We start from the raw sequence: 25,582 nt of genomic DNA on the forward strand, positions 1-25,582 counted from the left end.
CGAATGCGTCCTAGTACGCTGGGTGAAATCGTCGGACAAAAGCATATTGTTGGTGAAGGAAAATTACTTCAACGAATGATTAAATCAAATCGACTATCATCCATTATATTGTATGGACCACCTGGGACAGGAAAAACGACGATTGCAAATGTAATTGCCCAGCTGACGTCATTACCCTTTCATGAAATTAATGCTGTTTCTTCAGGGAAAAAGGAAATGGAAGCAGTTGTACAGGAAGCAAAGTTACTCGGTAAGTCAATATTATTCGTGGACGAAGTGCATCGTTTTAATAAGAGTCAACAAGATTTTTTGCTTCCGTATATGGAGAGTGGACTGATCATTCTTATTGGAGCAACAACAGAGAATCCCCATTTTGAAATAAATAATGCAATTAAATCTCGCTGTACAATATTAGAATTAACTCACCCTCAACCTGAAGAAATAAAAGAGGTGCTTGAAAGAGCACTATACGACGACAAGAAAGGTTTTGGGAAGCTTGATTTCATAATTGAAAATGGTGTACTTGATGAGTTAGCACTTCATTGTGGTGGTGATATTCGATTAGCACTTAACGGGCTAGAAATTGCTGTATTATCTACAGAGCCAAATGAAGATGGTCAAATTGAAATTACATTAGAAATTATTAAAGAGTGCTTGCAAAAGAAAAGTCTTCATTACGATAAAAAAGGCGATCATTTTTACAACATTATTAGTGCGTTTCAAAAAAGTATGAGAGGCTCAGATGTCGATGCGGCGCTCCATTATTTAGCACGATTAATAGAGGCTGGTGATTTAGATGTGATTTACAGACGACTTCTAGTTACTGCGTGGGAGGATGTTGGTTTAGCAAACAGTCAAGTGCCACAAATGGTATTATCAGCGATCCAATCCGCAGAACGACTTGGCTTACCAGAAGCAAGGATTCCATTAGCAGTTGCTGTGACGGAACTTTGCCTTTCACCAAAATCAAACACGGCTTACAAAGCACTCGACCTTGCGTTAGCCGATGTCAGGTCGTCTAATATTGGTGAAGTACCTGACCATTTAAAGGATGCTCACTATAAAGGTGCAAAGGAATTAGGTCGAGGTGTTGAGTATAAATACCCACATAACTTCGGTGGTTGGGTAAAGCAACAGTATTTACCTGATACCTTGCAAGGAAAATCATACTACCAACCGAAAGAAAGTGGTCAAGAAAAACGGTTGTCACAATTTCACAAGCGAATTCATGAATTGAAAAATAGTTAAACCTCTTCGATTCAAATAAAAACCATTTCGTGCTATAATGGCTAAGAATTTAAAGTTTCAGCAGAGTATAGAGAGAAGGAATATGACATGAACATAGATAAGCGTAGGGAGTGGAGAAGAAAGAAACTGGGCTTTCGCTGGGGAATATTTATGCTTGGTTTAGTGATCATGTCTTTTGGAATTTCGTTAATGATAACCGCTGACCTAGGAAGTGCACCTTGGGATGTCCTTCATATTGGTCTGACATTACAGTTAGGATTAACGATCGGTACGTGGTCAATAATCATGGGGTTTGTCATCATTGGTATCACAGCTTTATTGACAAAGGAATGGCCTCAATTAGGGGCGTTTGTTAATATGGTCCTAGTTGGAGTATTTATTGATATATTTTTATTTTTCTTAATCACACCAGATTCTTTTATTAGTAAGCTTATAATGCTTATTAGTGGGATCATTATTATTGGTTATGGAATGGGACTTTATATTGCTCCAAACTGTGGAGCGGGTCCAAGAGATAGTCTCATGTTAGCGATAACGAAAAAAACAAAATTTAAAGTACAATGGGTACGAAGTGCAATGGAAATCGTCGTTCTCACAACGGGTTGGTTATTAGGTGGTCCCGTTTTTATCGGTACATTAATTTTTTGTTTTGGTATTGGAAGTGTCGTTGGGATTACGCTTCCGCAATGCCAACGTTTAGTAGATCGATTGATAGAAAGAGGGGTAAATAATGAAGATATCGACAAAAGGACGTTACGGGTTGACCATCATGATGGCATTAGCGAAGAAATACGGTGAAGGACCGGTCTCATTAAAATCAATTGCGAAAGATCATGAGTTGTCCGAGCACTATCTAGAGCAATTAATTGCACCACTAAGAAATGCAATGCTTGTAAAAAGTGTACGAGGCGCTTATGGTGGCTATATGCTTGCCAAAGAACCTATTGAAATCACAGCAGGTGACATCATTCGTGTTCTTGAAGGGCCGATTAGTCCGGTTGAAGTACTCGAGGATGAAGAACCAGCCAAACGAGATCTTTGGATAAAAATCCGCGATGCGGTTAAAGATGTATTAGATAACACAACTCTTCAAGATTTAGCGGATTATGAGGGTGAAGGAGAACAGGAATATTATATGTTCTACATATAGAAGGTAGTTCAAAATGTCCGGGAAAAATAGCTGTCGAACCTCTTCGTTGGCTCTTTTTGTCCTCCTTTTTGAACCTATATAATAAAAGAGGTAGTTCTAGTTAAGTGAATGTAAAAGTAGGTGTAATCATTGAAACCAATTTATTTAGACCATGCTGCGACTTCACCGTTGCACCCGAAAGCTCTTGAAGCTATGATGCCATATTTTTCCGAGCATTTTGGTAACCCTTCTAGTATTCACCGCTTTGGGCGAACAACGAGGCATGCGTTAGATGAGGCTAGATCATCACTTGCACAATCAATAGGTGCGAATCCAGATGAATTGATTTTTACAAGCGGTGGAACAGAAGCAGATAATATGGCTATCACCGGTTATGTATTGAAAAATAAGAAAAAAGGTAACCATATTATCACGACAGCTATAGAGCACCATGCGGTTCTCCATACGTGTAAGGCGCTAGAAGAACAAGGCTTTGAAGTAACTTACCTTCCTGTCGATGAAAAAGGAATAGTATCATTAGCTGAGCTAAAAAGGCATGTTCGTCAAGAAACCATCCTTGTATCGATCATGTACGGTAATAATGAGGTAGGTACAATTCAACCAATTGAAGAAATTGGCGCATATTTAAAGGAATATGATATTGCATTTCATACTGATGCGGTTCAAGCATACGGAACAATTCCACTTGATGTTGAACAATTATCAGCCACATTCCTGTCTGTCTCTGCTCATAAAATCAATGGTCCAAAAGGGGTTGGCTTTTTATATGCAAAGAAAGGCTATGACCTTAAACCTCAATTTTATGGTGGTGAGCAAGAAAGAAAGCGCCGGGCTGGAACGGAAAATGTTGCGAGTATCGTTGGTTTTGCTGAAGCTGCCAAACTTGCAGTAGCAGAAATTCAAGAAAAACAACAACGGTATCTCGAATTTCGTGAGCGGATGATTACAGTTTTTCGTGAAGAAGAACTAGAATTTTCGGTTAATGGACATGAAGTTGATGTCCTTCCTCATGTGTTCAATGTTAGTTTTAAAGGTGTAAATGTAGAGTCACTTCTTGTAAATTTAGACCTTGCAGGTATTGCAGTTTCAAGTGGGTCGGCTTGTACCGCGGGTTCAATTGAACCTTCCCATGTTCTCACTGCGATGTTTAATGATAGTGAAAAAGCAAAATCTGCTGTTCGATTTAGCTTTGGATATGGAAATACAATCGAAGATATAGAGAAAGCAGCTAAGGAAACAGTCCAAATTGTAAAAAGAATTACATCATTTTAATCTGTAAAAGCCTTAGCTTTGTAGGTGGTGAAAGTAATATGAATAGACAACTAGATAAAAAACCAGAAGACACTCGAGTTGTAGTCGGAATGAGCGGCGGGGTTGACTCATCCGTTACAGCACTCGTTTTAAAAGAGCAAGGCTATGATGTGATCGGCATCTTTATGAAAAACTGGGACGATACAGATGAAAATGGGGTTTGTACAGCAACGGAAGATTATAACGATGTTATCAAGGTGTGTAATCAAATTGGTATCCCGTACTATGCGGTAAACTTCGAAAAAGAGTATTGGGATAAAGTGTTTACTTATTTTCTTGATGAATACCGAGCAGGTCGAACGCCTAATCCAGATGTGATGTGTAATAAGGAAATTAAGTTTAAAGCCTTTTTGCATCATGCGGTAACATTAGGGGCTGATTATGTTGCTACAGGACATTATGCCCGGGTCGAATATCGTGACGGAGAGCATAAATTAATTCGTGGTTTAGATCAAAATAAAGATCAAACGTATTTCTTAAATGCTTTAAGTCAGGAGCAAATTTCAAAAGCCATGTTCCCAATAGGGCATATGCAGAAAAAAGAAGTACGTGCCATTGCAGAACAGGCCAATTTAGCTACTGCAAAAAAGAAAGATAGTACAGGCATTTGTTTTATTGGTGAACGAAATTTTAAAGAGTTTTTAAGCTCCTATTTACCAGCTCAACCAGGTGAAATGCAAACGTTAGACGGAGAAGTTAAAGGTAAGCATGATGGTTTGATGTATTACACTTTAGGCCAGCGTCAAGGCCTAGGAATTGGTGGTGCTGGTGAACCTTGGTTTGTCATCGGTAAAAATATTGAGAAAAACATTTTATATGTTGGACAAGGCTACCATCATGAAGGTCTTTATTCTTTAGGATTACTAGGTGTTCATGTGAATTGGATTAGCTCTAATCAACCGACTGAACCATTTAAATGTACAGCAAAATTTCGCTATCGTCAGCCTGATCAGGGTGTGAAAGTGATCCCTCTTTCTGATCAAACAGTTAAAGTAATTTTCGATGAACCACAACGAGCAGTTACCCCAGGCCAAGCCGTCGTCTTTTATGATGGGGAAGTATGCCTTGGTGGTGGAACGATAGACGTTATTATAACAGACGAGGGAGAACTTTAAACCAAAGGTTCTCCTTTCTTTTTGTTTGGAAAAAAATTGGTCAGGCTTCACCTTAAGTGGAGCTTGGTTCTTTTTACTTCTTTGTTATACTAAAAATAAAAATATCATAAAGGTAAGGAAGGTAAAACGATGAACGATAACATACAACTTGGACTTCAAGCCATGCAGGATAGAGATTATGAAAAAGCGGCGTCCTATTTTAATCAAGCGATTGAAGCGAACCCAAGCGATCCAATTGGCTTTATTAATTTTGGGAATTTATTAGCGATTGTCGGTGAACTTGAAAAAGCGATCGTATTTTTTGAGCGGGCAATCGATTTAGACTCCAAGGCAGCAACGGCATATTACGGTGCGGGTAATGCGTTTTATCAATTGGAGAAGTTTGAAGAAGCGATTAAGATGTTCCATCAGGCAATGCAAAACGACCTGAAAGAAGCAGATGTGTTTTTTATGATTGGAATGAGCTATTACAATTTAGGGCAGTTCAATCATGCGTTAGTTCATTTTCAAACAGCAACTGAAATGAAACCAAACGACATTGAAGCTCGTTTTCAATATGCTCTTTCCTTAGCAAGCGCTGATCACATCGATGATGCAATTATACAGTTTAAGGGAATCTTGCAACAGGATGAAAATAATGCTGATGCATTCTATAATCTAGGTATAGCTTATGCCTGCAAAGATGATCCAAAAGCAGCAAAAGAAGCATTTGAGCATGCCCTTGAGGTACAACCTGATCATCTTCTCGCGGGTAACGGTAAAAAGCTAATGGAGGAACTGCTAACGCAATAGGAGGCAGATTGATGGAGAACCAAGGAACCCAAGAACACTCTCCATACATCAAAGGAGAGGTCACCCATCTTATATTTCATAATGAAGAAAATTTTTATACGGTAGCAGCTATAAAAGTTCTAGAAGCTACAGAAGTGATAGATGATCTACAAATAACAGTGGTTGGTACACTTCCGAAAATTGAACCTCAAGACGTCTATACTTTCTTCGGTAGACTACATGACCACCCCAAATTCGGATTGCAATATGTCGTTGAGCAATTTCGTCGTGATATCCCGCAAACAACTCAAGGGATCATCCAGTACTTATCGAGTGATCGCTTTCCTGGGATCGGTAAAAAAACAGCAGAGTCGATTGTTAAAAACTTAGGAGAACGTGTCATTACATTAATTTTAGAAGATCCGTCGGTATTAGAAAGTGTCCCAAAATTGAGCGAAGAAAAACGAACGCTCATTTATGAACAATTGGTGGAACATCAGGGGATTGAACAAGTAATTTTATTTTTATCCAAATATGGTTTCGGCATTGAACTTGCGATTAAAATATATCAAGTATACAAACAACAGACACTAGATGTCCTTCAAACTAATCCGTATCAACTGATTCAAGATGTTGAAGGAATCGGCTTTAAACGAGCAGATTTACTCGGTGAAGCGATTGGAATTTCAGGTAACCATCCGGACCGTATCCAAGCTGGGTGTATTTATTGTTTAAATGAATTATGTAATCAGCAAGGACATGTTTTTTTAACACAACAGGATATGATCCAAGAAGTTTCTACGTTATTGACAACTCCATCTAACCAAATAACAACAGATGAAGTTGTCAATGTTTTAACAATGATGGATGAAGAAGGAAAAATCGTTATTGAAGAGGAGCGAATTTATTTAAAGACGTTATTTTTCGCTGAAAAAGGTTTAGTTACACACATAAAACGTCTCGTTAATCGAGAGGAGCCTTTAGCATTTGTCCAGTCTGAGTTTTTATCAGCGCTTGGAGAACTAGAAGAGACATTGAAAATTGAGTATGCGGAATCACAAAAAAAAGGAATTGAAACGGCCCTTTCATCACCTATTATGATCTTAACGGGTGGACCTGGGACAGGGAAAACGACGGTGATAAAAGGGATTGTAGAAGTTTATGCAAAGCTTCACGGAATCTCACTTGAACCAAGTGATTATAAGGCAGGAGATTCATTTCCAGTTTTGTTAGTTGCCCCTACAGGTAGAGCTGCTAAACGAATGGGCGAAGCAACTGGTCTCCCGTCCTTAACGATCCATCGCCTCTTAGGATGGAAAGGTGGCAATGGTGGGTTTGAAAAAAATGAATTTGAACAATTAGAAGGTAATTTACTTATTGTTGATGAAGTGTCGATGGTCGATATATGGCTAGCCAATCAATTGTTCAAATCGATTCCTGACAATATGCAAATCATTTTAGTAGGTGATCAAGATCAGCTTCCTTCCGTTGGTCCAGGACAAGTATTAAGTGATTTATTACGATCGCGTGCCATACCGATAGTTGAATTAACGGATATTTATCGACAGGAAGAAGGGTCTTCAATTATTAAGCTGGCTCATGAAATAAAAAATGGTACTTTGCCACAAGATTTAAAAGAAGCAAAGGATGATCGACGATTTTTTCCTTGTACCCAAAATCAAGTGATGCAAGTTATTGAAAAAGTCTATTTAAATGCAATCAAAAAAGGGTATACTCCAAAAGATATTCAAGTATTAGCACCAATGTATAGAGGGAATGCCGGGATTGAACGTTTAAATGTGCAATTACAAAACCTAGTAAATCCCTCAGTTGAAGGAAGGCGCGAAATTGAGTTTGGAGATATCGTTTATCGGAAAGGCGACGTGGTCCTTCAGCTAATTAATAATCCTGATGAACAAGTGTTTAATGGAGACCGTGGTGAAATTGTAGCGATTATATATGCAAAAGAAAATATCGAAAAAATGGATCAAATTGTGATTTCTTTTGAAGGTATAGAGGTTGTTTATAATAAAAAAGATTTAAACCAAATCACTCATGCCTATTGTACATCTATTCATAAAGCGCAAGGAAGCGAGTTTCCGATCGTTATTATGCCTGTTGTCAAAGGGTATTATCGTATGCTAAGACGTAATCTTATCTATACTGGAGTGACTCGTGCGAAGCAATTTTTAATCTTGTGTGGAGAGCAACATGCACTTTTTCAGGCAATTGAGCAGAAGGACGAACACATTAGAAATACCATGCTTTCCGATAAGCTTAAGGAAGCACTGGTAACAAGAAACTAGCATGAAAGGATACTAACTGTTAGAAACTATAACTGTTCGAGAGGAGGAGGTTCCTTTGCGAACATTTGCTAGTATATGTGGACATTCAATTTTTTGTTCAAAAACTGGAGAAGAAATTGGGATCGTGAATGATTTGTTGTTAAACGATCGTGGAGTAGTCATTGGTTTGGTTATCGATAAAAAGGGCTGGTTTAATCGTCATTTATTCGTACCGATTGATGCAGTAACAGGGTTTGGACATGATAGCCTAATGGTGCATGATCATGAAAATACAACGGTTTATTATAAAAAAAAGAATGAGCACCCTTTAAAGCAAGGGAAGGAAAAGCTATCTGGAAGACCGCTGTTAACCAGTGAAGGCGAGAAGCTAGGGTTGGTAGAAGATGTATATTTTATGGAAGAATTGGGCACCATTGTAGGGTATGAAGTAACAGAAGGTCTAATTGCTGATATTAAAGAAGGACGAAAAGTAGTAAAGACAGATCGTCCTTTGACGATTGGCAAAGACATTCTCGTTGTTCAATTATAAAAAAGAGGAGACCCTATCATGCAATGTCCAAACTGTAATTGTAAAGATATCGGTAAAATAGGCACGAACCAATATTATTGTTGGAATTGCTTTGTTGAAATGACGATTACAAAAGGGAAGTTGTCACTTCACCAAGTCGAAGAAGACGGCTCTCTTAGCTCACTCGATGATCTCTTTGAAGACCAGGATCTACAAATCGAAAATGTAATCCAATAAAGCTGGTGGTGGTTACCGATGCGTAGTTTGTTTTTAGCATTTGGTTTAGGTGCGGCAGCTTATTCGATGAGAGATCGCCGCAATCGAAAACGGTTGATGCAATGGGTACGACCTATCACAAAAATTGATTTCCAAGACATCGTACCAAATAAAAATGACTTACAAAAGATGAGAAAACGAATGATGAAAAATTTCGCATAACCTTTTGAAAAGAGGCTGATAAAATGAATATCGGTCTCTTTTTTATAGGATCATGACGAATTTCATTTGTTTTAACCTATGGCGGTCACTACGTCCGTTATTTACCTAAATTGCAACACTTTGCTTCATAGTTTTTGTGAAATTGTGCAAGATATAACTATGGAGGAAAATAAATGGAAAAATCAAAAGGGATACAATGGATTATCAAACTTTCTATTGCTATTTTAGTACTTTTATTAATATATATTTTTTTACAATTATCACCACTCTGGCTACCGGTCATAAAAGTCTTATCTAGAGTCGCAATTCCGTTACTTATTGCTGCAATCATTACATATTTATTACATCCTGTCATTGAAAATGCACATGCTTATGGAGTCCCACGTCCGATTGCGGTGTTAATCATTTACTTATTATTTTTTGGTGGGTTGGCTTACTTGGTTACTACTGCTTTCCCATATGTCATCAAACAGCTTAGAGAATTAATTGAAAATTTGCCTTTGATCATCCAACAAATTCAAGAATGGAGTAATGTATTCGAAAGACAAATTTCTGCTTTACCTGAAGGCATGCAAAATCAATTAGCTGATTGGATTACAGGGTTAGAAGGACGAGCTGAGTCGATAGGAGAAAGTATTTTAGCAGCAATAGGATCGATTTTAAGCTCATTTATTTATTTTATTGTCATTCCTTTTTTAGTGTTTTATTTGCTAAAGGATTATCAGTTAATAGAGAAGGTTGCTTGGTATGTAACGCCGAAGAAATGGAGAAAGGAAGGCGTTGCATTTATTCGAGATGTCGACCAATCGTTAGGTAATTATATTCGAGGACAAATACTAGTATCTATGTGTGTTGGGATAATAGCAATGGTTGGTTTATGGTTAATTGGAGTTCCTTACCCGATAATACTGGGCCTATTTATTGGAATGACTGATATTATTCCTTACTTTGGCGCATTTTTAGGTGCATTTCCAGCAGCGATCGTAGCTGCTCTACATTCATGGCAAATGCTTCTTTTTACAGTATTATTGATTTTTATACTCCAACAGATTGAGGGGAATATCCTGTCACCTGTTATTGTTGGGAAATCGGTTCATTTACATCCAATTTTAATTATGGTCGCTTTATTAATTGGAGTTGAAACAGCTGGAGTACTCGGACTCGTTTTAGCTGTTCCGATCCTTTCTGTTGTTAAAGTCGTTTTACTACATTTACGAACAAATTTACTCAATCATTGACAACTCTAGTATCGATTTTTATAATAAATATTGAAATCAAATATAATGAATACGTTGATGGAACAAGTATGTCAAAGCCCATTTTAAAGAGAGGTATTTCCTTAGCTGAAAGAAATACTAAATGAAGATTGACAGAAAGCTACTCCTGAGTGTAGAAAAACCTACCGTTAGCTGCGTTAAAGCTTTTAAGGTGATGGACTACTTTAAGTCCATAACTAGGGTGGTACCGCGTGAATAAAACTCTCGTCCCTTATTTAGGGATGAGAGTTATTTTATTTTAGAAAACTCGCCGCAAACCGGGCGTATTACGCTTTTCGATTGTCTAGCTTCATCGCCCAGCGTCTAGTGGACTTCGCTCTCCTCCTTACGATAAGTCAACATCGCATCGCTAGCGCTCTGCGTGTTTCCTTTATCTCATACGGAGGGCTCCAGTCCATACGCCGCTAAACGGTCGCCTACACTTTTCTTTGTCTAGTTGCAGACGCCATCGGCTCGAGGTCGCTTCGGTCCATCAAACGTGTCCAAAAGGCAGGACACTTATTGCTGGCCCTCCAGCGCTTGTCGCCGATAAGCAGGCGTCTTACACTTTTCTATTTTTCATTTGGTTATTTTTTATTTTTTTTGGTTACGATGAATAACGAGAATTAAGGAGGAATACATAGTGAAGAAGTTAACTTCTGCCGAAGTGCGTCAAATGTATTTAGATTTTTTTAAGGAAAAAGGCCATGATATTGAACCGAGTGCATCATTAGTTCCTGTTGATGATCCGTCTCTATTATGGATTAACAGTGGTGTTGCCACATTAAAAAAATACTTTGATGGTCGAGTGATTCCTGAAAATCCAAGAATAACGAACGCACAGAAATCGATCCGTACTAATGATATTGAGAATGTAGGGAAAACAGCGCGTCACCACACCTTCTTTGAAATGCTTGGAAACTTTTCGATTGGTGATTACTTTAAAGAAGAAGCGATTGATTTTGCTTGGGAATTTTTAACGAGTGAAAAGTGGATTGGATTTGATCCTGAACGTTTATCAGTTACCGTTCACCCAGAAGATGACGAAGCATATACCTTTTGGAAAGAAAAAATTGGAATTCCTGAAGAAAGAATCATTCGCCTTGAAGGGAACTTCTGGGACATTGGTGAAGGTCCTAGTGGCCCAAATACGGAAATATTCTATGACCGTGGACCAAAGTATGGTAATGATCTAAATGATCCAGAGCTATATCCTGGTGGAGAAAACGAGCGTTATCTAGAAGTATGGAACCTAGTGTTTTCTCAATTTAATCATAATCCTGACGGAACTTATACACCACTTCCTAAAAAGAACATTGATACAGGTGCAGGATTAGAAAGATTAGTTTCAGTTATTCAAGATGTAGAAACGAACTTTGATACGGATCTGTTCATGCCGATTATTCGAGCAACTGAAGAAATTTCAGGTGTAAAGTATGGCAAAGATAAAGAAACGGATGTTTCGTTTAAAGTGATTGCCGATCACATTCGTACGGTAACTTTTGCAGTAGGTGATGGAGCACTTCCGTCGAATGAAGGTCGAGGGTATGTCTTACGTCGTTTATTACGTCGTGCGGTTCGTTATGCAAAATTGATTCATATTGAAAAACCGTTTATGTATGAACTCGTTCCGGTCGTTGGAGAAATCATGGTTGATTACTATCCAGAAGTCAAAGAAAAAACCGAATTTATCCAAAAAGTGATTAAGAATGAAGAAGAGCGTTTCCATGAAACTCTTCACGAAGGACTCACGATTCTTTCTAAAATCATAAAAGAGGCTGAGAGCAAAGGAGAAAAGACAATATCAGGTAAAGACGTGTTCCGTTTGTACGATACGTATGGCTTCCCAGTAGATTTAACGGAAGAATACGTGGAAGAAAAGGGATTAACTATTGACCGTGAAGGCTTTGAGCAAGAAATGCAAGGACAAAGAGAACGTGCTCGTGCCGCTCGCCAAGAAGGAGACTCCATGCAAGTACAAGACAAAGTACTTGGTGAGTTAAAAGTTGAAAGTCAATTTGTTGGCTATGAACAATTAGCAGCAGATGCCACAATCGAAGTGATTGTGAAAAATAAAGCAGTAACAGATTTTGCAGGAACGTCTGATGAGATGGTTCAAATTATTTTAGATGTTACACCATTTTATGCTGAAAGCGGTGGACAAGTTGCCGATAAAGGAGTTCTAACAGGTGACGGAGTTGTCGCTCATGTTGAAGATGTACAAAAAGCACCAAATGGTCAGCATCTACATTTAGTTAAAGTAGTAGAAGGTACGTTGAAAAAAGGTGCAAAAGTTGAAGCCGTTGTTTTAGAAACGAGTCGTAATGGAATTGTTAAAAATCATACGGCGACACACCTTCTCCACCGAGCACTAAAAGATGTATTAGGAGAACACGTAAATCAGGCAGGATCATTAGTATCTGAAGATCGTTTACGTTTTGACTTCTCTCACTTTGGTCAAGTGACAGCTGAAGAACTTACGAGAATTGAAGAGATTGTGAATGAAAAGATTTGGAAGGCCATTTCAGTTAATATTATGAGTAAAAACATTGAAGAAGCTAAGGCGATGGGAGCGATGGCCCTTTTTGGCGAAAAATACGGGAGTGTCGTTCGTGTCGTTCAAGTTGGTGAATACAGCATCGAGCTTTGTGGAGGCTGTCATGTAAAAAATACGGCTGAAATTGGTTTGTTTAAAATTATCTCTGAATCTGGTATCGGAGCTGGAGTGAGAAGAATTGAGGCAGTAACTGGCCAAGGTGCGTATGAATTTATGAATGGGCAATTAGATTTATTGCGCAATGCCGCGGAGCTGTTAAAGGCAAAAAATATTAAAGGTGTTCCTCAACGTGTTCAATCGATGCAACAACAAATTCGTGATCTTCAGCGTGAAAATGAGTCATTAAGTGCGAAATTAGGTAATATGGAAGCCGGTAGCCTCGTAAATGAAGTTACCGAAATTGCTGGAACTAAAGCACTAATTAAACAAGTTCAGGCTACAGATATGGATAATTTACGTGGAATTATGGATACACTGAAAGATAAAATTACATCAGGAGTGATCGTACTTGGTGCTGCGAGTAATGGTAAAGTAAATATTGTTGCTGGAGTTTCTAAAGATTTAGTTGAAAAAGGCTTCCATGCTGGAAAGCTGGTGAAAGAAGTGGCTACACGTTGTGGCGGTGGCGGCGGCGGTCGTCCTGATATGGCGCAAGCTGGTGGTAAAGATCCTGAAAAGCTAGCAAGTGCATTAAATTATGTTGAAGAATATATAAAATCAATTTCCTAAAAAGGAAAATTTAGTGTACAATGAAATCAAACAAGCTATGGGTATGATTACTCATGGAAATAGGCAGTATAGAAAGAGGTGTTTGTGATGGGCTCAATGGACAATACGATGAAGTTTAATATTCAAGAAGATACGGTTGATGTCGATGTCCGCGAAGTGCTGCTAACGGTTTATGAAGCCCTTGAGGAGAAAGGTTATCACCCAATTAATCAAATTGTTGGATATCTTTTATCAGGGGATCCTGCATACATCCCAAGACACAAGGATGCAAGAACAATTATTCGAAAGTTAGAGCGTGACGAATTGATTGAGGAGCTAGTAAAGTCTTATTTATCACAGCACCAAAAGGAGAAGTAATGAGAATTTTAGGCTTAGATGTAGGCACTAAAACAATTGGAATTGCTGTTAGTGATGAATTAGGATGGACAGCTCAAGGCATTGAGACATTGAGACGAAAAGAAGATGATCCGTCAGCAGATATGAATTATATTGTGAATCTTGCAAAAGAGTACAATGTTGGTGGTATAGTTGTCGGGTTGCCTAAAAATATGAACGGAACGATTGGACCGAGTGGCGAAGCGTGTCAACAGTTTGCCGAAAAATTAAAGGAGAACGTTAATTGTCCTGTCATCTTATGGGACGAGCGACTGACGACTGTGGCAGCCGAAAGAATGTTAATTTCAGCAGATGTAAGTCGAAAAAAGCGAAAGCAAGTCATTGATAAAATGGCGGCAGTTATTATTTTGCAAGGCTATTTAGACAGTAAGTCATAATGAATAAAGAGGTGTAGTATGACACAAGAAGAAAGAGAAAGAATTATTATTCCTGATGAAAATGGGGATGAGCATCTTTTTGAAGAGCTATTTAAATTTACAGTAGATGAAACTGGTAAGTCGTATATTCTTCTCGTACCCGTTGGTGATAGTGAAGATGATGAGTTAGATGAAGACATGCAAGAAGTCATTGCCTTCCAATACGAGGATAAAGAAGGCGACGACGGAAGTGACCTAGCATTAATGCCAATTGAAACGGATGAAGAATGGGCGATGGTTGAAGAAATGCTCAATACTTTCGTTGCAGAACAAGACGAAGAAGAATAATACAGCGTTACACAGGGCCAAGGTGCCCTGTGTTTTTTTTTTTCGGAAGATAAGAAAGTAGTGCCCACCGACTAGCGAGACTTCCCTCACCTCCGCGCGATAAGTCAACAGCGTCCGTACGTCGGTAAACGGACGCTTCCGCTTTTCGTAATAAATTATGTCATTTTTACACGAACAATGAAATGTTTTGTAGTATAATGGTAGAGGTGAAAGGAGGATATCAAGTGAGTGAAACAAAAGATAAACAGCAAGAAATGTATGCTGAGAAAGTACGGAGGGCTAAAGTCGTCCGAAAAATTGTACTTATATGCATCGCAATTATAGCTTTACTTTTTATTTCAGTAGTAACATTTGGTTATATATATATTAAGTCGGCTGTCGGTCCAATGAATGCTGAAAGTACAGAAACTGTTAATGTAGAAATTCCGATCGGTTCATCAAGTTCGCAAATTGGAAGAATTCTTGAAGAAGAAGGCGTAATAAAAAATGGGGGATTCTTTCGCTATTATGTAAGGTATAAAAATGAAACTGGCTTTCAAGCTGGTAACTATGAGCTATCGCAAGCGATGACACTTGATGAAATTATTGATGAATTAAAAGAAGGTCGGCTCTTGCAAGAAGCAGAACTTGTCTTTACAGTTCCTGAAGGACTTTGGTTAGATAGTGTCGCCAATATAATTGCCCAAAATACAAACCATGAAAAAGATGAAATTATAAAACTACTGAGTGATAAAGAATATATAAAAGGATTAATTGATCGATATCCGGTATTAACCGATGATGTATTAAAAGAAGGAATCAGGCATCCGTTAGAAGGATATTTATTCCCAGCACGCTATGATTTTTTAGATGAAGATGTATCCATAGAAACGATTGTTGAAGCAATGATTGAGCGTACAGATAAAGTAGTTACAAAATTCGTAGCAGCGTATCCAGATCATCCGTATTCGGTTCATGAAACATTAACATTGGCTTCTATAATCGAAAGGGAAGCTCAAAAAGAAGAAGATCGCTATAAGATATCTGGTGTGTTATACAATCGATTAGACCGTAATATGAAGCTGCAAGTAGATCCAACCGTTGCTTATGCAGTTGGGGATCATATCTATATGACTTCTTATGCGGATTTACGAGTAGATTCGCCATATAACACGTATATGTATGCTGGAATTCCAATTGGACCTGTTGCGAATCCTGGAGAAGCTTCAATTAAAGCAGCTTTTGAACCTGAAGAAATTGATTATTTATATTTCTATGCAAGATACGGTGGAGAAGTGTTGTATTCAAATACGTATGAGGAACATAATCAAATTCACCAAAAGTACCGTCATGAATGGGCAGAAGCAGAACAATCGGAAGAGAACGAAGGCGAATAAGTAAAATTTTAAGATTAAGATAACAAAAAATTGAAATGCACTAGGATTTTTCACTATCCTAGTGTTTTTTATTGATATTTCACTAACGGACGATGATTATGGTAAAATAAAGCGTTATAGAGTGTGGAACACTAAGGAGGAAAAAAAAATGCTTCCTAATGATCAAAAAATAAATGCTTATATCGAATCACTAATCCCGAAGCGAAATGAGCTTCTTTTAGAAATGGAGCAGCTTGCAAAAAATGAGCAAGTGCCAATTATGGAATTAGTTGGTATAGAAGCGTTGATACAATTATTAAAAATGAAGCAGCCTAAATCGATTCTCGAAATTGGAACAGCTATCGGTTATTCAGCGATTCGGATGGCTCAAGCAATAGAAGAAACAAAAGTAGTAACAATTGAACGAGATGAGCATAGATATCAACAAGCATTACAATTTATTGAACGTGCAGAATTAAGTGATCGAATCGAAATCATTTTTGGAGATGCTCTGCAAGTGGGCGAACGACTTGAATTTTATCCCCCTTTTGATGTATTATTTATTGATGCTGCTAAAGGGCAGTATGAAAAATTCTTTCAAATTTATGAACCATTTGTCCGTTCCGGAGGGCTTATCATTTCAGATAATGTATTATTCCGAGGCTTTGTAGCTGAAGAAATAATTGAAAATAAAAATCATGCAAATATGGCTAAAAAACTCCGCCATTACAATGAATGGTTGATGAAAAATGAACAGTTTTCAACTACTATTTTGCCAGTTGGAGATGGCATTGCATTATCAATAAAAAAGTAAAGTAGGTGTAAGACCATGGGGAAGAAACCTGAAATTTTAGTTACCCCAAACAGTGTAGAAGCGATTGGACGATTAATAAATGCTGGGGCCGATGCAGTATTAATAGGTGAACAACGCTTCGGGTTACGTTTAGCAGGGGAATTTAATAGAAAAGATATAAAAAAGGCTAAAGAAATTACTCAAGCTCTAGGTGCGAAAGTGTATGTTGCAATGAATGCGATTTTTCATAATGAACATCTAGATGACGTTTCCGATTATATGAAGTTTCTTAACGAAACCAATGTAGATGCGATTGTATTCGGTGATCCTGCGATATTAATGATAGCCCGTGAAGTTGCACCAAACATAAAGTTCCATTGGAACCCAGAAACGACAGCGACGAACTGGTATACGGCGAATTACTGGGGAAGACAAGGAGCAAAACGCGCAGTCCTTGCCAGAGAAATTAATATGGATGCGATTGTGGAAAGTAAAGAAAATGCTGAAGTTGAAATTGAAGTACAAGTCCATGGAATGACAAATATGTTTCAATCGAAACGTTCATTAATTGGAAACTACTTTGAATACCAAGGTAAAAACCTTTCAATTGAAAAGACAGATAAAGAACGTCAAATGTTCTTATTCGATAAAGAACGTAATGCAAAATATCCAATTTTTGAAGATAAAAATGGTACCCATATTATGAGTCCTAAAGACATTTGTATCATTGATGAGCTTGAAGAGATGATTGATGCAGAAGTTGATTCATTCAAAATTGACGGGATTTTAAAAACGACAGAATACATGGAAATCGTTACGAAACTATACAGAGAAGCCATTGATTTATATTTAACTGATGAAGAGGCTTATAGTGATAAGAAAGAAGAATACGTAGAGAAAATTCGTGAGATTCAACCACCGAACCGTGATATTGATACAGGATTTTTCTTTAAAGAAACGGTATATTAAGGAGGGAAAATGATGCAAACTATTTCAGAAGTGAATGAAACAGGAAAACGAGTCATCACAAAAAAACCTGAATTGCTCGCTCCAGCAGGAAGCTTAGAGAAATTAAAAATTGCGGTTCACTATGGTGCTGATGCTGTATTTATTGGTGGACAAGAGTTCGGGTTACGTTCAAACGCGGACAACTTCTCATTAGAGGAAATGCGTGAAGGCGTAGAATTTGCTAAACGATATGGTGCAAAAGTGTATGTAACAACAAATATTTTTGCCCACAATGAAAATATGGACGGATTAGAAGAATATTTAGCAGGATTACAGGAAGTCGGAGTTACAGGTATTATTGTTGCTGACCCATTAATTATTGAGACCTGTCGTCGAGTGGCTCCAAATGTTGAAGTTCATCTATCGACTCAACAATCTTTAAGTAACTGGTTAGCGGTAAAATTTTGGAAAGAACAAGGACTAGAGCGAGTTGTATTGGCAAGAGAAGTTGGCTTAGAAGAAATGCTTGAAATGAAAAAGCATGTCGATATTGAAATTGAAACATTTATTCACGGGGCGATGTGTATCGCATATTCAGGGCGATGTGTATTAAGTAATCATATGACCGCTCGTGATTCTAACCGTGGAGGATGCTGTCAATCGTGTCGTTGGGACTACGATCTCTTTGAACAAAAAGAAGAAGATAAAGGCCTCGTTAAAGAAATTCCGCTATTTGCTGAAAATGATACGCAATATACGATGAGTCCTAAAGATTTAAATTTACTTCAATCGATTCCGCAATTAATTGAAGCAGGCATTGACAGTTTAAAAGTCGAAGGTCGAATGAAATCCATTCACTATGTAGCAACAGTAACTTCTGTGTACAGAAAAGTAATTGATGCTTACTGCGAAGACCCAGAAAATTTTGTTATTAAAAAAGAATGGTTAGAGGAGCTCGAAAAATGTGCAAATCGTGACTTTGCGCCGCAATTCTTTGAGGGAACACCAACTTATAAAGAGCAGATGTATGGAATTCATCCAAAGCGTACGACGTATGATTTTGCAGGACTTGTATTAGACTATGATGAAGCGACAGGTATCGTTACGTTGCAACAAAGAAATCATTTTAAACCAGGCGATGAAATAGAATTTTTTGGTCCCGAGATTGAAAATTTTGTTCAAACGGTAGGTACGATATGGGATGAGGATGGGAATGAGCTAGATGCAGCAAGACACCCATTACAAATTGTAAAAATAAAAACAAAGCAACCCGTATTTCCGTGGAATATGATGCGTAAAGAGGTTAAATAATGAAACGAAAGCCGATTATTATTGGTGTTGCAGGTGGAACAGGTTCTGGTAAAACCACAGTTGCAAAAGAAATTTTTCACCAATTTAATGAAAAATCAATAGTATTAATTGAACAAGATGCATATTATAAAGATCAAAGTCATTTATCTTTTGAAGAAAGGCTATGCACGAATTATGATCACCCATTAGCATTTGATAATGATTTGTTAATGAAACAATTACAAATGCTTTTAGAGGGTGAGTCGATTGATGTTCCAGTCTATGACTATGCAAAGCATACGAGATCGGAAAAAGTAATACCAGTCTTACCAAAAGATGTGATTATCTTAGAAGGAATATTAATATTAGAAGATGAACGTCTTCGTGATCTCATGGATATTAAAGTATTTGTGGATACGGATGCCGACATTCGGATTTTACGGAGATTGTCTAGAGATATTCAAGAACGTGGCAGAACATTAGAATCTGTAGTTGACCAATATACGAATGTCGTTAGGCCGATGCATTTACAATTCATTGAGCCAACTAAACGCTACGCGGACATCATTATCCCAGAAGGTGGACAAAATCGAGTCGCAATTGATTTAATGGCAACAAAGATACGTTCTATCGTAGAAGCTCAATCTTATATCACCTAGCAAAAGTAAAATTAATAAAAAACGAAAAAGTTATCATAACAGCATAGCAGGATACGTTGTTTTTGTTTATACTATAAGAGTATCTTTAAAAAGGCTTTAAAGTACTAATGGGTAAAGAAAAGCGGGGTAATAATACCTTGCTTTTCTTTTACATAGCCTAATTTTCGAAATGTTATTTCATAATGTAATTTACTTTTTTTGTAGGAAAGAGGAGTGAACGTCATGGCTGAAGAGAAAAAACATTATATGACCCTTGAAGGGAAGCAAAAATTAGAAGATGAATTAGAGTTTCTAAAAACGGAAAAACGTAAAGAAGTTGTTGAGCGAATTAAAGTTGCCCGCAGCTTCGGTGACCTGTCTGAGAACTCTGAATACGATTCAGCAAAAGAAGAACAAGCTTTTGTTGAAGGGCGTATTTCTCAATTAGAAAAAATGATCCGTAATGCAGTGATCATTAAAGATGATGAAACGAATAGTTCTGTTGTCTCATTAGGGAAAACAGTTCGTTTTGTTGAACTTCCTGAAGGTGACGAAGAAGAATATACAATTGTAGGTAGTGCAGAATCAGATCCTTTTGAAGGAAAGATCTCAAACGACTCACCGATGGCACAGAGCCTGCTCGGAAAATCCGTTGGTGATAAAGTAACCGTTAACACACCAGCTGGTGAAATGGAAGTTAAGATTTTAGAGGTTAAGTAAATATGATAAGCGAAAAAAACTGTTCAGCGTTTGAACAGTTTTTTTATTTAGAAGGTGAGAAATTATAACTTACCAGTCCATAAGCCGCTAACCGGGCGCTTGCGCTTTTCAAATTATGTGAAGCGGATAGAATAATTAGAAGGAATCCTTAATAGAATATTTTAAATATTGACAATAAGGAACAGGGGAGTTCGTAATTAATGGTACAGCATACACCCAAAATAGTTGCTAATTGTTATATTAGCAACTATTTTGGGGTTGAGGTGCCTGACACCTTTGCTTTTGATTCACCATCCATTATTTATTAAGAGGGGCACATGAATCCATGACCTTTAATTCAGGTTCTAATATGATGGATGACTGAACGTCATTTCCATCGATAATATTTAATATAGTTTTAGTTATGGCCTTTGCAATACGATCAATCGGTACTCCGACTTTAGAAATCCGGACATCAAGATTTTCCACTTGTGGAATGTTATCGTAGCTAATAATGGACAGGTCATCTGGAATACGTTTTTTTTGTTCTTGAGCGGCACGAAGAATGCCGCGAGTTAAGTCGTAGCTTCCACATACAAGGGCAGTCACTTGATCGTCTCCCGCATGCCAAAGTGATTTGGCTGCAAGGTAGCCATCATACAGCTCTAGTCCATTCGTGGAAATAATCATTTCTGGTTTTACAGCGAGAGACAGTTCGTTTAGCGCTTCTAGATAGCCTATAAATTTTTCTTTTTGTAAAGGATCAGTTGATGACATATCCCCGATGTATGCAATTTGTTCGTGACCGATTTTCTTTAAATACTGAACAGCTAATTTGATCGCTAATCTCCTGTTCACATCAATGGTAAGGTAATCGGTGTTTTTAGATATTCCGTAATAGAGGATCGGTACAGATGAAGCGTAATTCTTTGCTGGATTAAAGTCTTCTTCATTTTCACCAAAAACTAAAATGGCATCGACTTGAAAGCGATTAAATGTTGCAATCGCTGATTCTGGTTTATTAATTGAAAGTAGGGTTGTATAAGAGTGTGATTCTAACAAATAATTAATTTGGGTAATTAATACCGACGGAGCAACTCTTTCAACGGTTGGCCATACGACCCCGATCGTATAAGATTTTTTTTGAACTAAGCTTCTCGCTACAACATTCGGTTGATACCCTAATTCTTCAGCGATTTTAATAATCTTTTTTTTCGTCGGTTCCTTTACTAATGGGCTATTTCTTAGTGCTTTTGAAACGGTTGAATAACTAACTCCAGCGTATTTTGCAATATCTTTAATCGTAATACTCATTGAATCCTCCAAAAATGTAAATGATATATAATAGGAAACTAATTACAACGTTGTTATTGTTGGCCCTATTATACCAAACTCTATATATGATCACTAACTATTTTTTGAAAATTCTTTTGTGATTTATTTTTATTTGTATTAAAGTTGATTTAGAGGTGAAGGATGAAGATGTTAAATACGATAAATCACTATTTAGAAAAGGGAATGCCGATAATAACACCTTTAAGTTTAATATTTGGTATGCTTTTTGCCAGTCTTCTTGATACATGGATTTATTTAGTTCCGTGGGTGTTCGCATTCGTTACTTTTGCAAGTACAATCGGTGTAAAGATAAGTAAAATAAAGAGCGCTGTAAAAAAACCTTTACCTATTATCCTTTGTCTACTTATCATCCAAATCGTTATGCCTATTGTCGCTTATGGATTAGGAATGCTTGTATTTCCACAAAATAGCTTAATTATTGTTGGCCTCGTCATTGCATTTGTTATTCCAACAGGCGTTATAAGTTTAATGTGGGTATCTATTCATAACGGAAACTCATCTGTATCGTTGCTAATTGTTTTACTAAATACGTTATTATCACCGGTACTCATCCCATTATCGATCTATTTTTTTGTAGGGCAAAGTGTAACAATGGACACAATTGGTCTCATGATTCAGTTATTGTGGATGATTTGCCTCCCTTCATTAATAGGGATTAGTATCAATTATTTACCTTTGACGAAGAACAAAGATATTAAATCATATTTAGCCCCTTTTGCTAAATTAGGGTTATTTTTTGTTATTGCTATTAATGGTTCAGTTGTCGTTCAATACTTTAGAGAATTAACCGCTAGTCTTTTGCTTATTTTCGTTGTTATTTTTATTTTAGCTTCACTCGGTTATTTTCTAGGGTTTTTTATTTCAAAATTATGTAGCTTTGACAATGATGTAACGGTAAGCATAGTGTTGAACTCCGGTATGAGGAATATTAGTCTTGGTGCAGCGATCGCTGTATTGTATTTTCCTCCGATCGTATCTTTACCGATTATTGCTTGTACGCTCTTTCAACAAATACAAGCATCTTTATTTGGACACGTGCTTTCCAAGTATTTATCCCGAAATCAATCGGTTAAAACTACGTAGTAGTAGATCGATTGATTATTTTTTTGTAAATAGTCTTAATATTGATGACAATCAGCTGTACAACAACTACAACCAAAATTAACAACGTTGTTATTTTAAGGAGGCTAGCATGGAAACGAACTATATTCTAGTAAATAAAAACGATAATGTCATAGTTACATTAAAAGAATATACACAAGGTGAAAAGCTTACCATAGACAATTTTGAACTTACGATTCAATCAGATATTCCAGTAGGACATAAAATAGCCATTAAAAAGATAAATCAGAACGCAGCAAAAAACTTTGTTGATGCGGTCGCAAAAGTAAGATCTAGTAAATAAAAACGAAGCGAAGTCATTTAAGGCATTACTACTAACCTAAAAGGAGTCTTCCTGCAAAAATACGGACTACAAGATGATTTTAAATTTAATATTGAAGCTAATCATGCCACACTTGCAGGTCATACATTTGAACATGAACTGACTAGCTCGTATTAATGGAATGCTCGGTTCAGTCGATGCAAATCAGGGAGATACTTTATTAGGATGGGACACAGATGAATTCCCTACGGATTGATACTCTACGACATTAGCAATGTATGAAATTTTGAAAAACGATAGACTCGGTACAGGCGTAGTTTAAAGCTTGAGGATCGTTTACTTCCTCAAGCTTTATTACTGTACTATTCACTAAAAATATAAACAGTTGTTTGTAAAGGGATGTTGTTATACATCCATAGAACATCCGTATTGTCCATCCGAATACAGCCAAGGCTCACATGCTTTCCGATAGAGGAAGGGTCATTGGTGCCGTGAATGCCATAAATGAAGTTATTGGTATCTGGAACATTGAGGCCAAGCCAATGACTGCCTAGTGGATTATTTGGATCACCACCAGGAATGTTTTTAGGATTATACCAAGGCTTTTCAACTTTATTAACGATTTGATAGATGCCTTCAGGTGTTAATGATGGGTCTTTTCCTGTTGCGATAGAAAATGTTTGGATGATGTTTGCCTCTCGATAAACGGTTAATGTGTTCATCGTTTTATTTACTGCTATTGTATAACCATCCTGTGCATAGTTCTTAATTAATGTAGGATGGGGAATGTAGAGCTTCTTCCCTATTTTAACATCAGCTGCTGGATCGACAATCCGATTATAGTTTGCTAGCGAAATAAGGTGGTTTGCATTCCCGTAATATTTATTTGTAATACTAAAGAGGGTCTCGCCTTTTACAACTTCATGTAAAGCGATAATGTCAGGGTCAGGCAGCTTTAATTTCAGCCCTACTTTTATGTCTGTTTCAGGGTTAGTAATTCCGTTAAACTGAGCGACTCGGTGTTGCTGATTACTATTTAAATAATACTTTTTCGTAATACTAAATAACGTTTCATTTGACCCGACTTCATGAGTAATGACAAATTCAGGTTTGCGTTCAGCAGGGGCTTTACTAGTTTCCTTTTGTGGGAGACTACTTCCTTTAGAATCCGAATCGTTTGGTGAAGGTTGTCCCGATTCACTTTGGACTGTCTCTTTTCCCTCTTCTTTTGCACCACCTGTTTTAATTTCCTGATCCTGTTCTGGTTTTTCCTCTAATGTATCGTGTGACTCATTATTTATTTCATCCGATGGAGTATCCGTTTGATTTTGGTCTGTATCTGACAGGTGAGTTGTCTCTTGATCTTGCTCTTGGTCGACCGCTCCCATTTGTAGCTGCGGCACTAATCCTAAGTTTAAGACAGTAGCTGAAACACCACCTAAGCTTAGCAATAACAGGATTGCTAGTATAATGAAAGATGATCTTTTTTTCTTCTTTTTTTTATGCTTGATTGAACGTGGGGTAAACTCAAAGTGTTCATTTGATTCCTTTGACACAACTTCTCCTCATCTCTATTAAGTGTTACTTCTTTATTCGACAATCATTGCCAAAATTCCTATTCCATGTAAGAAAATAGTTGAATAAAATAGATTCGTAGTAGTCTAACAGCAGCTTTGAAAATTGAAGTTAATGACTAGTAAGTAAAAGGAAATAGTAGTAAAATAACTAGAAACATAGTAAATTGCATGGTAGTATTAGGGTGGAATCGGGAAGGAGAGATAGCCAATGAACAGCTTAACACGATATGAACAACGAAAAAAACGTCGCTTAAATCGATTGCTAAATGTAGCAATTGGAATAGTAGCTATCTTAATCATATACTTTGCTGTTCAATTACTTTTTAGTTCTGGAAGTAGCGAAGAAGTAATTGCAGACCATGGTCAAGAAGAACAACAGCAAGAGCAAACAGAGGAAATACCTAAACAAACACATGAAGAAAATAAAGATATTGATTCTGCTCAAGACGAGGCAACTAGAAATGAAGCGGAAAATGAAGATATTCGTGAAGAAGATGTAGAAGATGTTGAGGAAAGTTTTGAAGAAGAGGTTCAGTATGGAGAATGGGAGCCAATTGGTACCGTTCAAAGTGAACCATTTGAAATTAATTTTTCAAAAGACCATGTCAATTGGAAGGAGATGACCCATGCGCTCCAATACGCGACAGGTTTAGGTGACGATATTATTCTATGGCGTATTGAAAATGGAGGCGACTCACAGAGTGCTGTTGGTACCGTTAGTGATCCTGAGAACAAACATACTCCTTACAGAGTTAGGATTGAGTGGGTGCCAGAGCGTGGGTGGAAACCAGTAGAGGTCATTCAGTTGTCTGAAAATCCATATCTTAGTCAATCATAAACAGGTAAATCTGTCTTAAAACAAAGAACCAGAAACCTTGATGTTGGAAGGGATAACCGCCTCTTATAGGTTCGGAATAGTTTAAGGAAACTCAAAAAGTATAACAATTAGAGACGGAAATCATGTTGATTTTCGTCTCTTCTTTTTTGTATCAGCTGCTTTGATATCAACAATATAAATTAAATGAACCTCTGTTTTGTCAAGACCCCCTAAAA

General features: G+C 37.3%; 26 protein-coding genes, 1 pseudogene and 1 other annotated feature. Of the genes and pseudogenes, 25 read left to right on the forward strand and 2 right to left on the reverse strand.

From position 1 onward, the window contains the following. The first annotated feature begins 3 nt into the window (after positions 1-3). From J0N78_RS09660 to greA, 21 genes are all read left to right on the forward strand, one after another. Positions 4-1,248: a replication-associated recombination protein A gene (locus tag J0N78_RS09660; RefSeq protein WP_209123031.1), complete on the forward strand. Its 1,245-nt coding sequence runs from the start codon at positions 4-6 to the stop codon at positions 1,246-1,248. Between the two features lie 87 nt (positions 1,249-1,335). After that, complete coding sequence (locus J0N78_RS09665) at positions 1,336-2,046, forward strand: YczE/YyaS/YitT family protein (protein ID WP_209122850.1); 711 nt, start codon at positions 1,336-1,338, stop codon at positions 2,044-2,046. After that, the gene (gene cymR / locus J0N78_RS09670) at positions 1,979-2,398 is read left to right on the forward strand and encodes a cysteine metabolism transcriptional regulator CymR (protein ID WP_209122851.1); all 420 of its coding nucleotides are present in this window, start codon (positions 1,979-1,981) and stop codon (positions 2,396-2,398) included. The genes J0N78_RS09665 and cymR overlap by 68 nt, the downstream gene beginning before the upstream one ends. 129 nt (positions 2,399-2,527) lie before the next feature. Further along, the gene (locus J0N78_RS09675) at positions 2,528-3,670 is read left to right on the forward strand and encodes a cysteine desulfurase family protein (protein ID WP_209122852.1); all 1,143 of its coding nucleotides are present in this window, start codon (positions 2,528-2,530) and stop codon (positions 3,668-3,670) included. Positions 3,671-3,708: 38 nt separating this feature from the next. Continuing rightward, positions 3,709-4,824: a tRNA 2-thiouridine(34) synthase MnmA gene (gene mnmA, locus J0N78_RS09680; protein WP_209122853.1), complete on the forward strand. Its 1,116-nt coding sequence runs from the start codon at positions 3,709-3,711 to the stop codon at positions 4,822-4,824. Between the two features lie 129 nt (positions 4,825-4,953). Next, positions 4,954-5,616, forward strand: a complete 663-nt coding sequence (locus J0N78_RS09685) for a tetratricopeptide repeat protein (protein ID WP_209122854.1) — start codon at positions 4,954-4,956, stop codon at positions 5,614-5,616. A gap of 11 nt (positions 5,617-5,627) precedes the next feature. After that, positions 5,628-7,901: an SF1B family DNA helicase RecD2 gene (gene recD2, locus J0N78_RS09690; protein ID WP_209122855.1), complete on the forward strand. Its 2,274-nt coding sequence runs from the start codon at positions 5,628-5,630 to the stop codon at positions 7,899-7,901. A 55-nt stretch (positions 7,902-7,956) separates the two neighbouring features. Continuing rightward, positions 7,957-8,430: a PRC-barrel domain-containing protein gene (locus J0N78_RS09695; protein ID WP_209122856.1), complete on the forward strand. Its 474-nt coding sequence runs from the start codon at positions 7,957-7,959 to the stop codon at positions 8,428-8,430. A gap of 18 nt (positions 8,431-8,448) precedes the next feature. Continuing rightward, on the forward strand, positions 8,449-8,646 hold the full coding sequence (locus J0N78_RS09700) for a hypothetical protein (RefSeq protein ID WP_209122857.1): 198 nt from the start codon (positions 8,449-8,451) through the stop codon (positions 8,644-8,646). 18 nt (positions 8,647-8,664) lie between these two features. After that, positions 8,665-8,847, forward strand: a complete 183-nt coding sequence (locus J0N78_RS09705) for a DUF3918 domain-containing protein (RefSeq protein ID WP_209122858.1) — start codon at positions 8,665-8,667, stop codon at positions 8,845-8,847. Positions 8,848-9,020: 173 nt separating this feature from the next. Next, the gene (locus tag J0N78_RS09710; protein ID WP_209122859.1) at positions 9,021-10,085 is read left to right on the forward strand and encodes an AI-2E family transporter; all 1,065 of its coding nucleotides are present in this window, start codon (positions 9,021-9,023) and stop codon (positions 10,083-10,085) included. Between the two features lie 45 nt (positions 10,086-10,130). Continuing rightward, positions 10,131-10,339: a binding site (T-box leader), on the forward strand. A 407-nt stretch (positions 10,340-10,746) separates the two neighbouring features. Next, complete coding sequence (gene alaS, locus J0N78_RS09715) at positions 10,747-13,389, forward strand: alanine--tRNA ligase (RefSeq protein ID WP_209122860.1); 2,643 nt, start codon at positions 10,747-10,749, stop codon at positions 13,387-13,389. 87 nt (positions 13,390-13,476) lie between these two features. Then, positions 13,477-13,746, forward strand: a complete 270-nt coding sequence (locus J0N78_RS09720; protein ID WP_209122861.1) for an IreB family regulatory phosphoprotein — start codon at positions 13,477-13,479, stop codon at positions 13,744-13,746. Next, a complete protein-coding gene (gene ruvX / locus J0N78_RS09725; RefSeq protein ID WP_209122862.1) occupies positions 13,746-14,162 on the forward strand; it encodes a Holliday junction resolvase RuvX in 417 nt (138 codons plus the stop codon). Before J0N78_RS09720 ends, ruvX begins: the two co-directional genes overlap by 1 nt. 18 nt (positions 14,163-14,180) lie before the next feature. Next, positions 14,181-14,489: a DUF1292 domain-containing protein gene (locus J0N78_RS09730; protein ID WP_209122863.1), complete on the forward strand. Its 309-nt coding sequence runs from the start codon at positions 14,181-14,183 to the stop codon at positions 14,487-14,489. A 224-nt stretch (positions 14,490-14,713) separates the two neighbouring features. Beyond that, on the forward strand, positions 14,714-15,865 hold the full coding sequence (gene mltG, locus J0N78_RS09735; RefSeq protein WP_209122864.1) for an endolytic transglycosylase MltG: 1,152 nt from the start codon (positions 14,714-14,716) through the stop codon (positions 15,863-15,865). A gap of 148 nt (positions 15,866-16,013) precedes the next feature. Beyond that, the gene (locus J0N78_RS09740) at positions 16,014-16,658 is read left to right on the forward strand and encodes an O-methyltransferase (RefSeq protein ID WP_209122865.1); all 645 of its coding nucleotides are present in this window, start codon (positions 16,014-16,016) and stop codon (positions 16,656-16,658) included. 15 nt (positions 16,659-16,673) lie between these two features. Continuing rightward, complete coding sequence (locus J0N78_RS09745; protein ID WP_209122866.1) at positions 16,674-17,606, forward strand: peptidase U32 family protein; 933 nt, start codon at positions 16,674-16,676, stop codon at positions 17,604-17,606. A gap of 12 nt (positions 17,607-17,618) precedes the next feature. Then, positions 17,619-18,896: a peptidase U32 family protein gene (locus tag J0N78_RS09750; protein ID WP_209122867.1), complete on the forward strand. Its 1,278-nt coding sequence runs from the start codon at positions 17,619-17,621 to the stop codon at positions 18,894-18,896. After that, positions 18,896-19,534, forward strand: a complete 639-nt coding sequence (udk, locus tag J0N78_RS09755) for a uridine kinase (protein WP_209122868.1) — start codon at positions 18,896-18,898, stop codon at positions 19,532-19,534. Before J0N78_RS09750 ends, udk begins: the two co-directional genes overlap by 1 nt. A gap of 222 nt (positions 19,535-19,756) precedes the next feature. Next, the gene (greA, locus tag J0N78_RS09760; protein WP_209122869.1) at positions 19,757-20,233 is read left to right on the forward strand and encodes a transcription elongation factor GreA; all 477 of its coding nucleotides are present in this window, start codon (positions 19,757-19,759) and stop codon (positions 20,231-20,233) included. Between the two features lie 297 nt (positions 20,234-20,530). Here the strand turns inward: greA and J0N78_RS09765 are convergent, their stop codons facing one another. Continuing rightward, positions 20,531-21,526, reverse strand: coding sequence for a LacI family DNA-binding transcriptional regulator (locus tag J0N78_RS09765; RefSeq protein ID WP_209122870.1), 996 nt, complete (start codon positions 21,524-21,526; stop codon positions 20,531-20,533). A gap of 162 nt (positions 21,527-21,688) precedes the next feature. On the opposite strand from J0N78_RS09765, the gene J0N78_RS09770 reads away from it, so the two are divergent. The 3 genes and pseudogenes from J0N78_RS09770 to J0N78_RS09780 form a co-directional block, all read left to right on the forward strand. After that, positions 21,689-22,651, forward strand: coding sequence for a bile acid:sodium symporter family protein (locus tag J0N78_RS09770; protein ID WP_209122871.1), 963 nt, complete (start codon positions 21,689-21,691; stop codon positions 22,649-22,651). A 109-nt stretch (positions 22,652-22,760) separates the two neighbouring features. Beyond that, complete coding sequence (locus J0N78_RS09775) at positions 22,761-22,973, forward strand: hypothetical protein (RefSeq protein WP_209122872.1); 213 nt, start codon at positions 22,761-22,763, stop codon at positions 22,971-22,973. Between the two features lie 48 nt (positions 22,974-23,021). Next, positions 23,022-23,205: pseudogene (locus J0N78_RS09780) on the forward strand (xylose isomerase); the annotation flags it as partial. Between the two features lie 109 nt (positions 23,206-23,314). On the opposite strand, the gene J0N78_RS09785 reads toward J0N78_RS09780, so the two are convergent. After that, the gene (locus tag J0N78_RS09785) at positions 23,315-24,508 is read right to left on the reverse strand and encodes a L,D-transpeptidase family protein (protein ID WP_209122873.1); all 1,194 of its coding nucleotides are present in this window, start codon (positions 24,506-24,508) and stop codon (positions 23,315-23,317) included. 229 nt (positions 24,509-24,737) lie between these two features. Here J0N78_RS09785 and J0N78_RS09790 point away from each other — a divergent pair, with 229 nt between their 5' ends. Beyond that, on the forward strand, positions 24,738-25,367 hold the full coding sequence (locus J0N78_RS09790; RefSeq protein ID WP_209122874.1) for a YrrS family protein: 630 nt from the start codon (positions 24,738-24,740) through the stop codon (positions 25,365-25,367). Positions 25,368-25,582: the final 215 nt, after the last annotated feature.

Origin of the sequence: Alkalihalobacillus sp. BA299, assembly GCF_017745675.1 — a bacterium.
In the GTDB taxonomy this organism is placed as follows: Bacteria; Bacillota; Bacilli; order Bacillales; family Bacillaceae_F; genus Alkalihalobacterium.

Bases quoted from the DNA above. Each gene is read 5' to 3' on its own strand.
- J0N78_RS09710 (WP_209122859.1), top strand. From the start codon at position 9,021: ATGGAAAAATCAAAAGGGATACAATGGATTATCAAACTTTCTATTGCT.
- J0N78_RS09745 (WP_209122866.1), top strand. From the start codon at position 16,674: ATGGGGAAGAAACCTGAAATTTTAGTTACCCCAAACAGTGTAGAAGCG.
- J0N78_RS09790 (WP_209122874.1), top strand. From the start codon at position 24,738: ATGAACAGCTTAACACGATATGAACAACGAAAAAAACGTCGCTTAAAT.
- recD2 (WP_209122855.1), top strand. From the start codon at position 5,628: ATGGAGAACCAAGGAACCCAAGAACACTCTCCATACATCAAAGGAGAG.
- J0N78_RS09765 (WP_209122870.1), bottom strand. From the start codon at position 21,526: ATGAGTATTACGATTAAAGATATTGCAAAATACGCTGGAGTTAGTTAT.
- J0N78_RS09730 (WP_209122863.1), top strand. From the start codon at position 14,181: ATGACACAAGAAGAAAGAGAAAGAATTATTATTCCTGATGAAAATGGG.
- udk (WP_209122868.1), top strand. From the start codon at position 18,896: ATGAAACGAAAGCCGATTATTATTGGTGTTGCAGGTGGAACAGGTTCT.
- J0N78_RS09685 (WP_209122854.1), top strand. From the start codon at position 4,954: ATGAACGATAACATACAACTTGGACTTCAAGCCATGCAGGATAGAGAT.
- mnmA (WP_209122853.1), top strand. From the start codon at position 3,709: ATGAATAGACAACTAGATAAAAAACCAGAAGACACTCGAGTTGTAGTC.
- J0N78_RS09750 (WP_209122867.1), top strand. From the start codon at position 17,619: ATGCAAACTATTTCAGAAGTGAATGAAACAGGAAAACGAGTCATCACA.
- J0N78_RS09720 (WP_209122861.1), top strand. From the start codon at position 13,477: ATGGGCTCAATGGACAATACGATGAAGTTTAATATTCAAGAAGATACG.
- J0N78_RS09740 (WP_209122865.1), top strand. From the start codon at position 16,014: ATGCTTCCTAATGATCAAAAAATAAATGCTTATATCGAATCACTAATC.
- J0N78_RS09705 (WP_209122858.1), top strand. From the start codon at position 8,665: ATGCGTAGTTTGTTTTTAGCATTTGGTTTAGGTGCGGCAGCTTATTCG.
- J0N78_RS09700 (WP_209122857.1), top strand. From the start codon at position 8,449: ATGCAATGTCCAAACTGTAATTGTAAAGATATCGGTAAAATAGGCACG.
- J0N78_RS09775 (WP_209122872.1), top strand. From the start codon at position 22,761: ATGGAAACGAACTATATTCTAGTAAATAAAAACGATAATGTCATAGTT.
- ruvX (WP_209122862.1), top strand. From the start codon at position 13,746: ATGAGAATTTTAGGCTTAGATGTAGGCACTAAAACAATTGGAATTGCT.
- J0N78_RS09665 (WP_209122850.1), top strand. From the start codon at position 1,336: ATGAACATAGATAAGCGTAGGGAGTGGAGAAGAAAGAAACTGGGCTTT.
- J0N78_RS09660 (WP_209123031.1), top strand. From the start codon at position 4: ATGCGTCCTAGTACGCTGGGTGAAATCGTCGGACAAAAGCATATTGTT.
- cymR (WP_209122851.1), top strand. From the start codon at position 1,979: ATGAAGATATCGACAAAAGGACGTTACGGGTTGACCATCATGATGGCA.
- greA (WP_209122869.1), top strand. From the start codon at position 19,757: ATGGCTGAAGAGAAAAAACATTATATGACCCTTGAAGGGAAGCAAAAA.
- J0N78_RS09770 (WP_209122871.1), top strand. From the start codon at position 21,689: ATGAAGATGTTAAATACGATAAATCACTATTTAGAAAAGGGAATGCCG.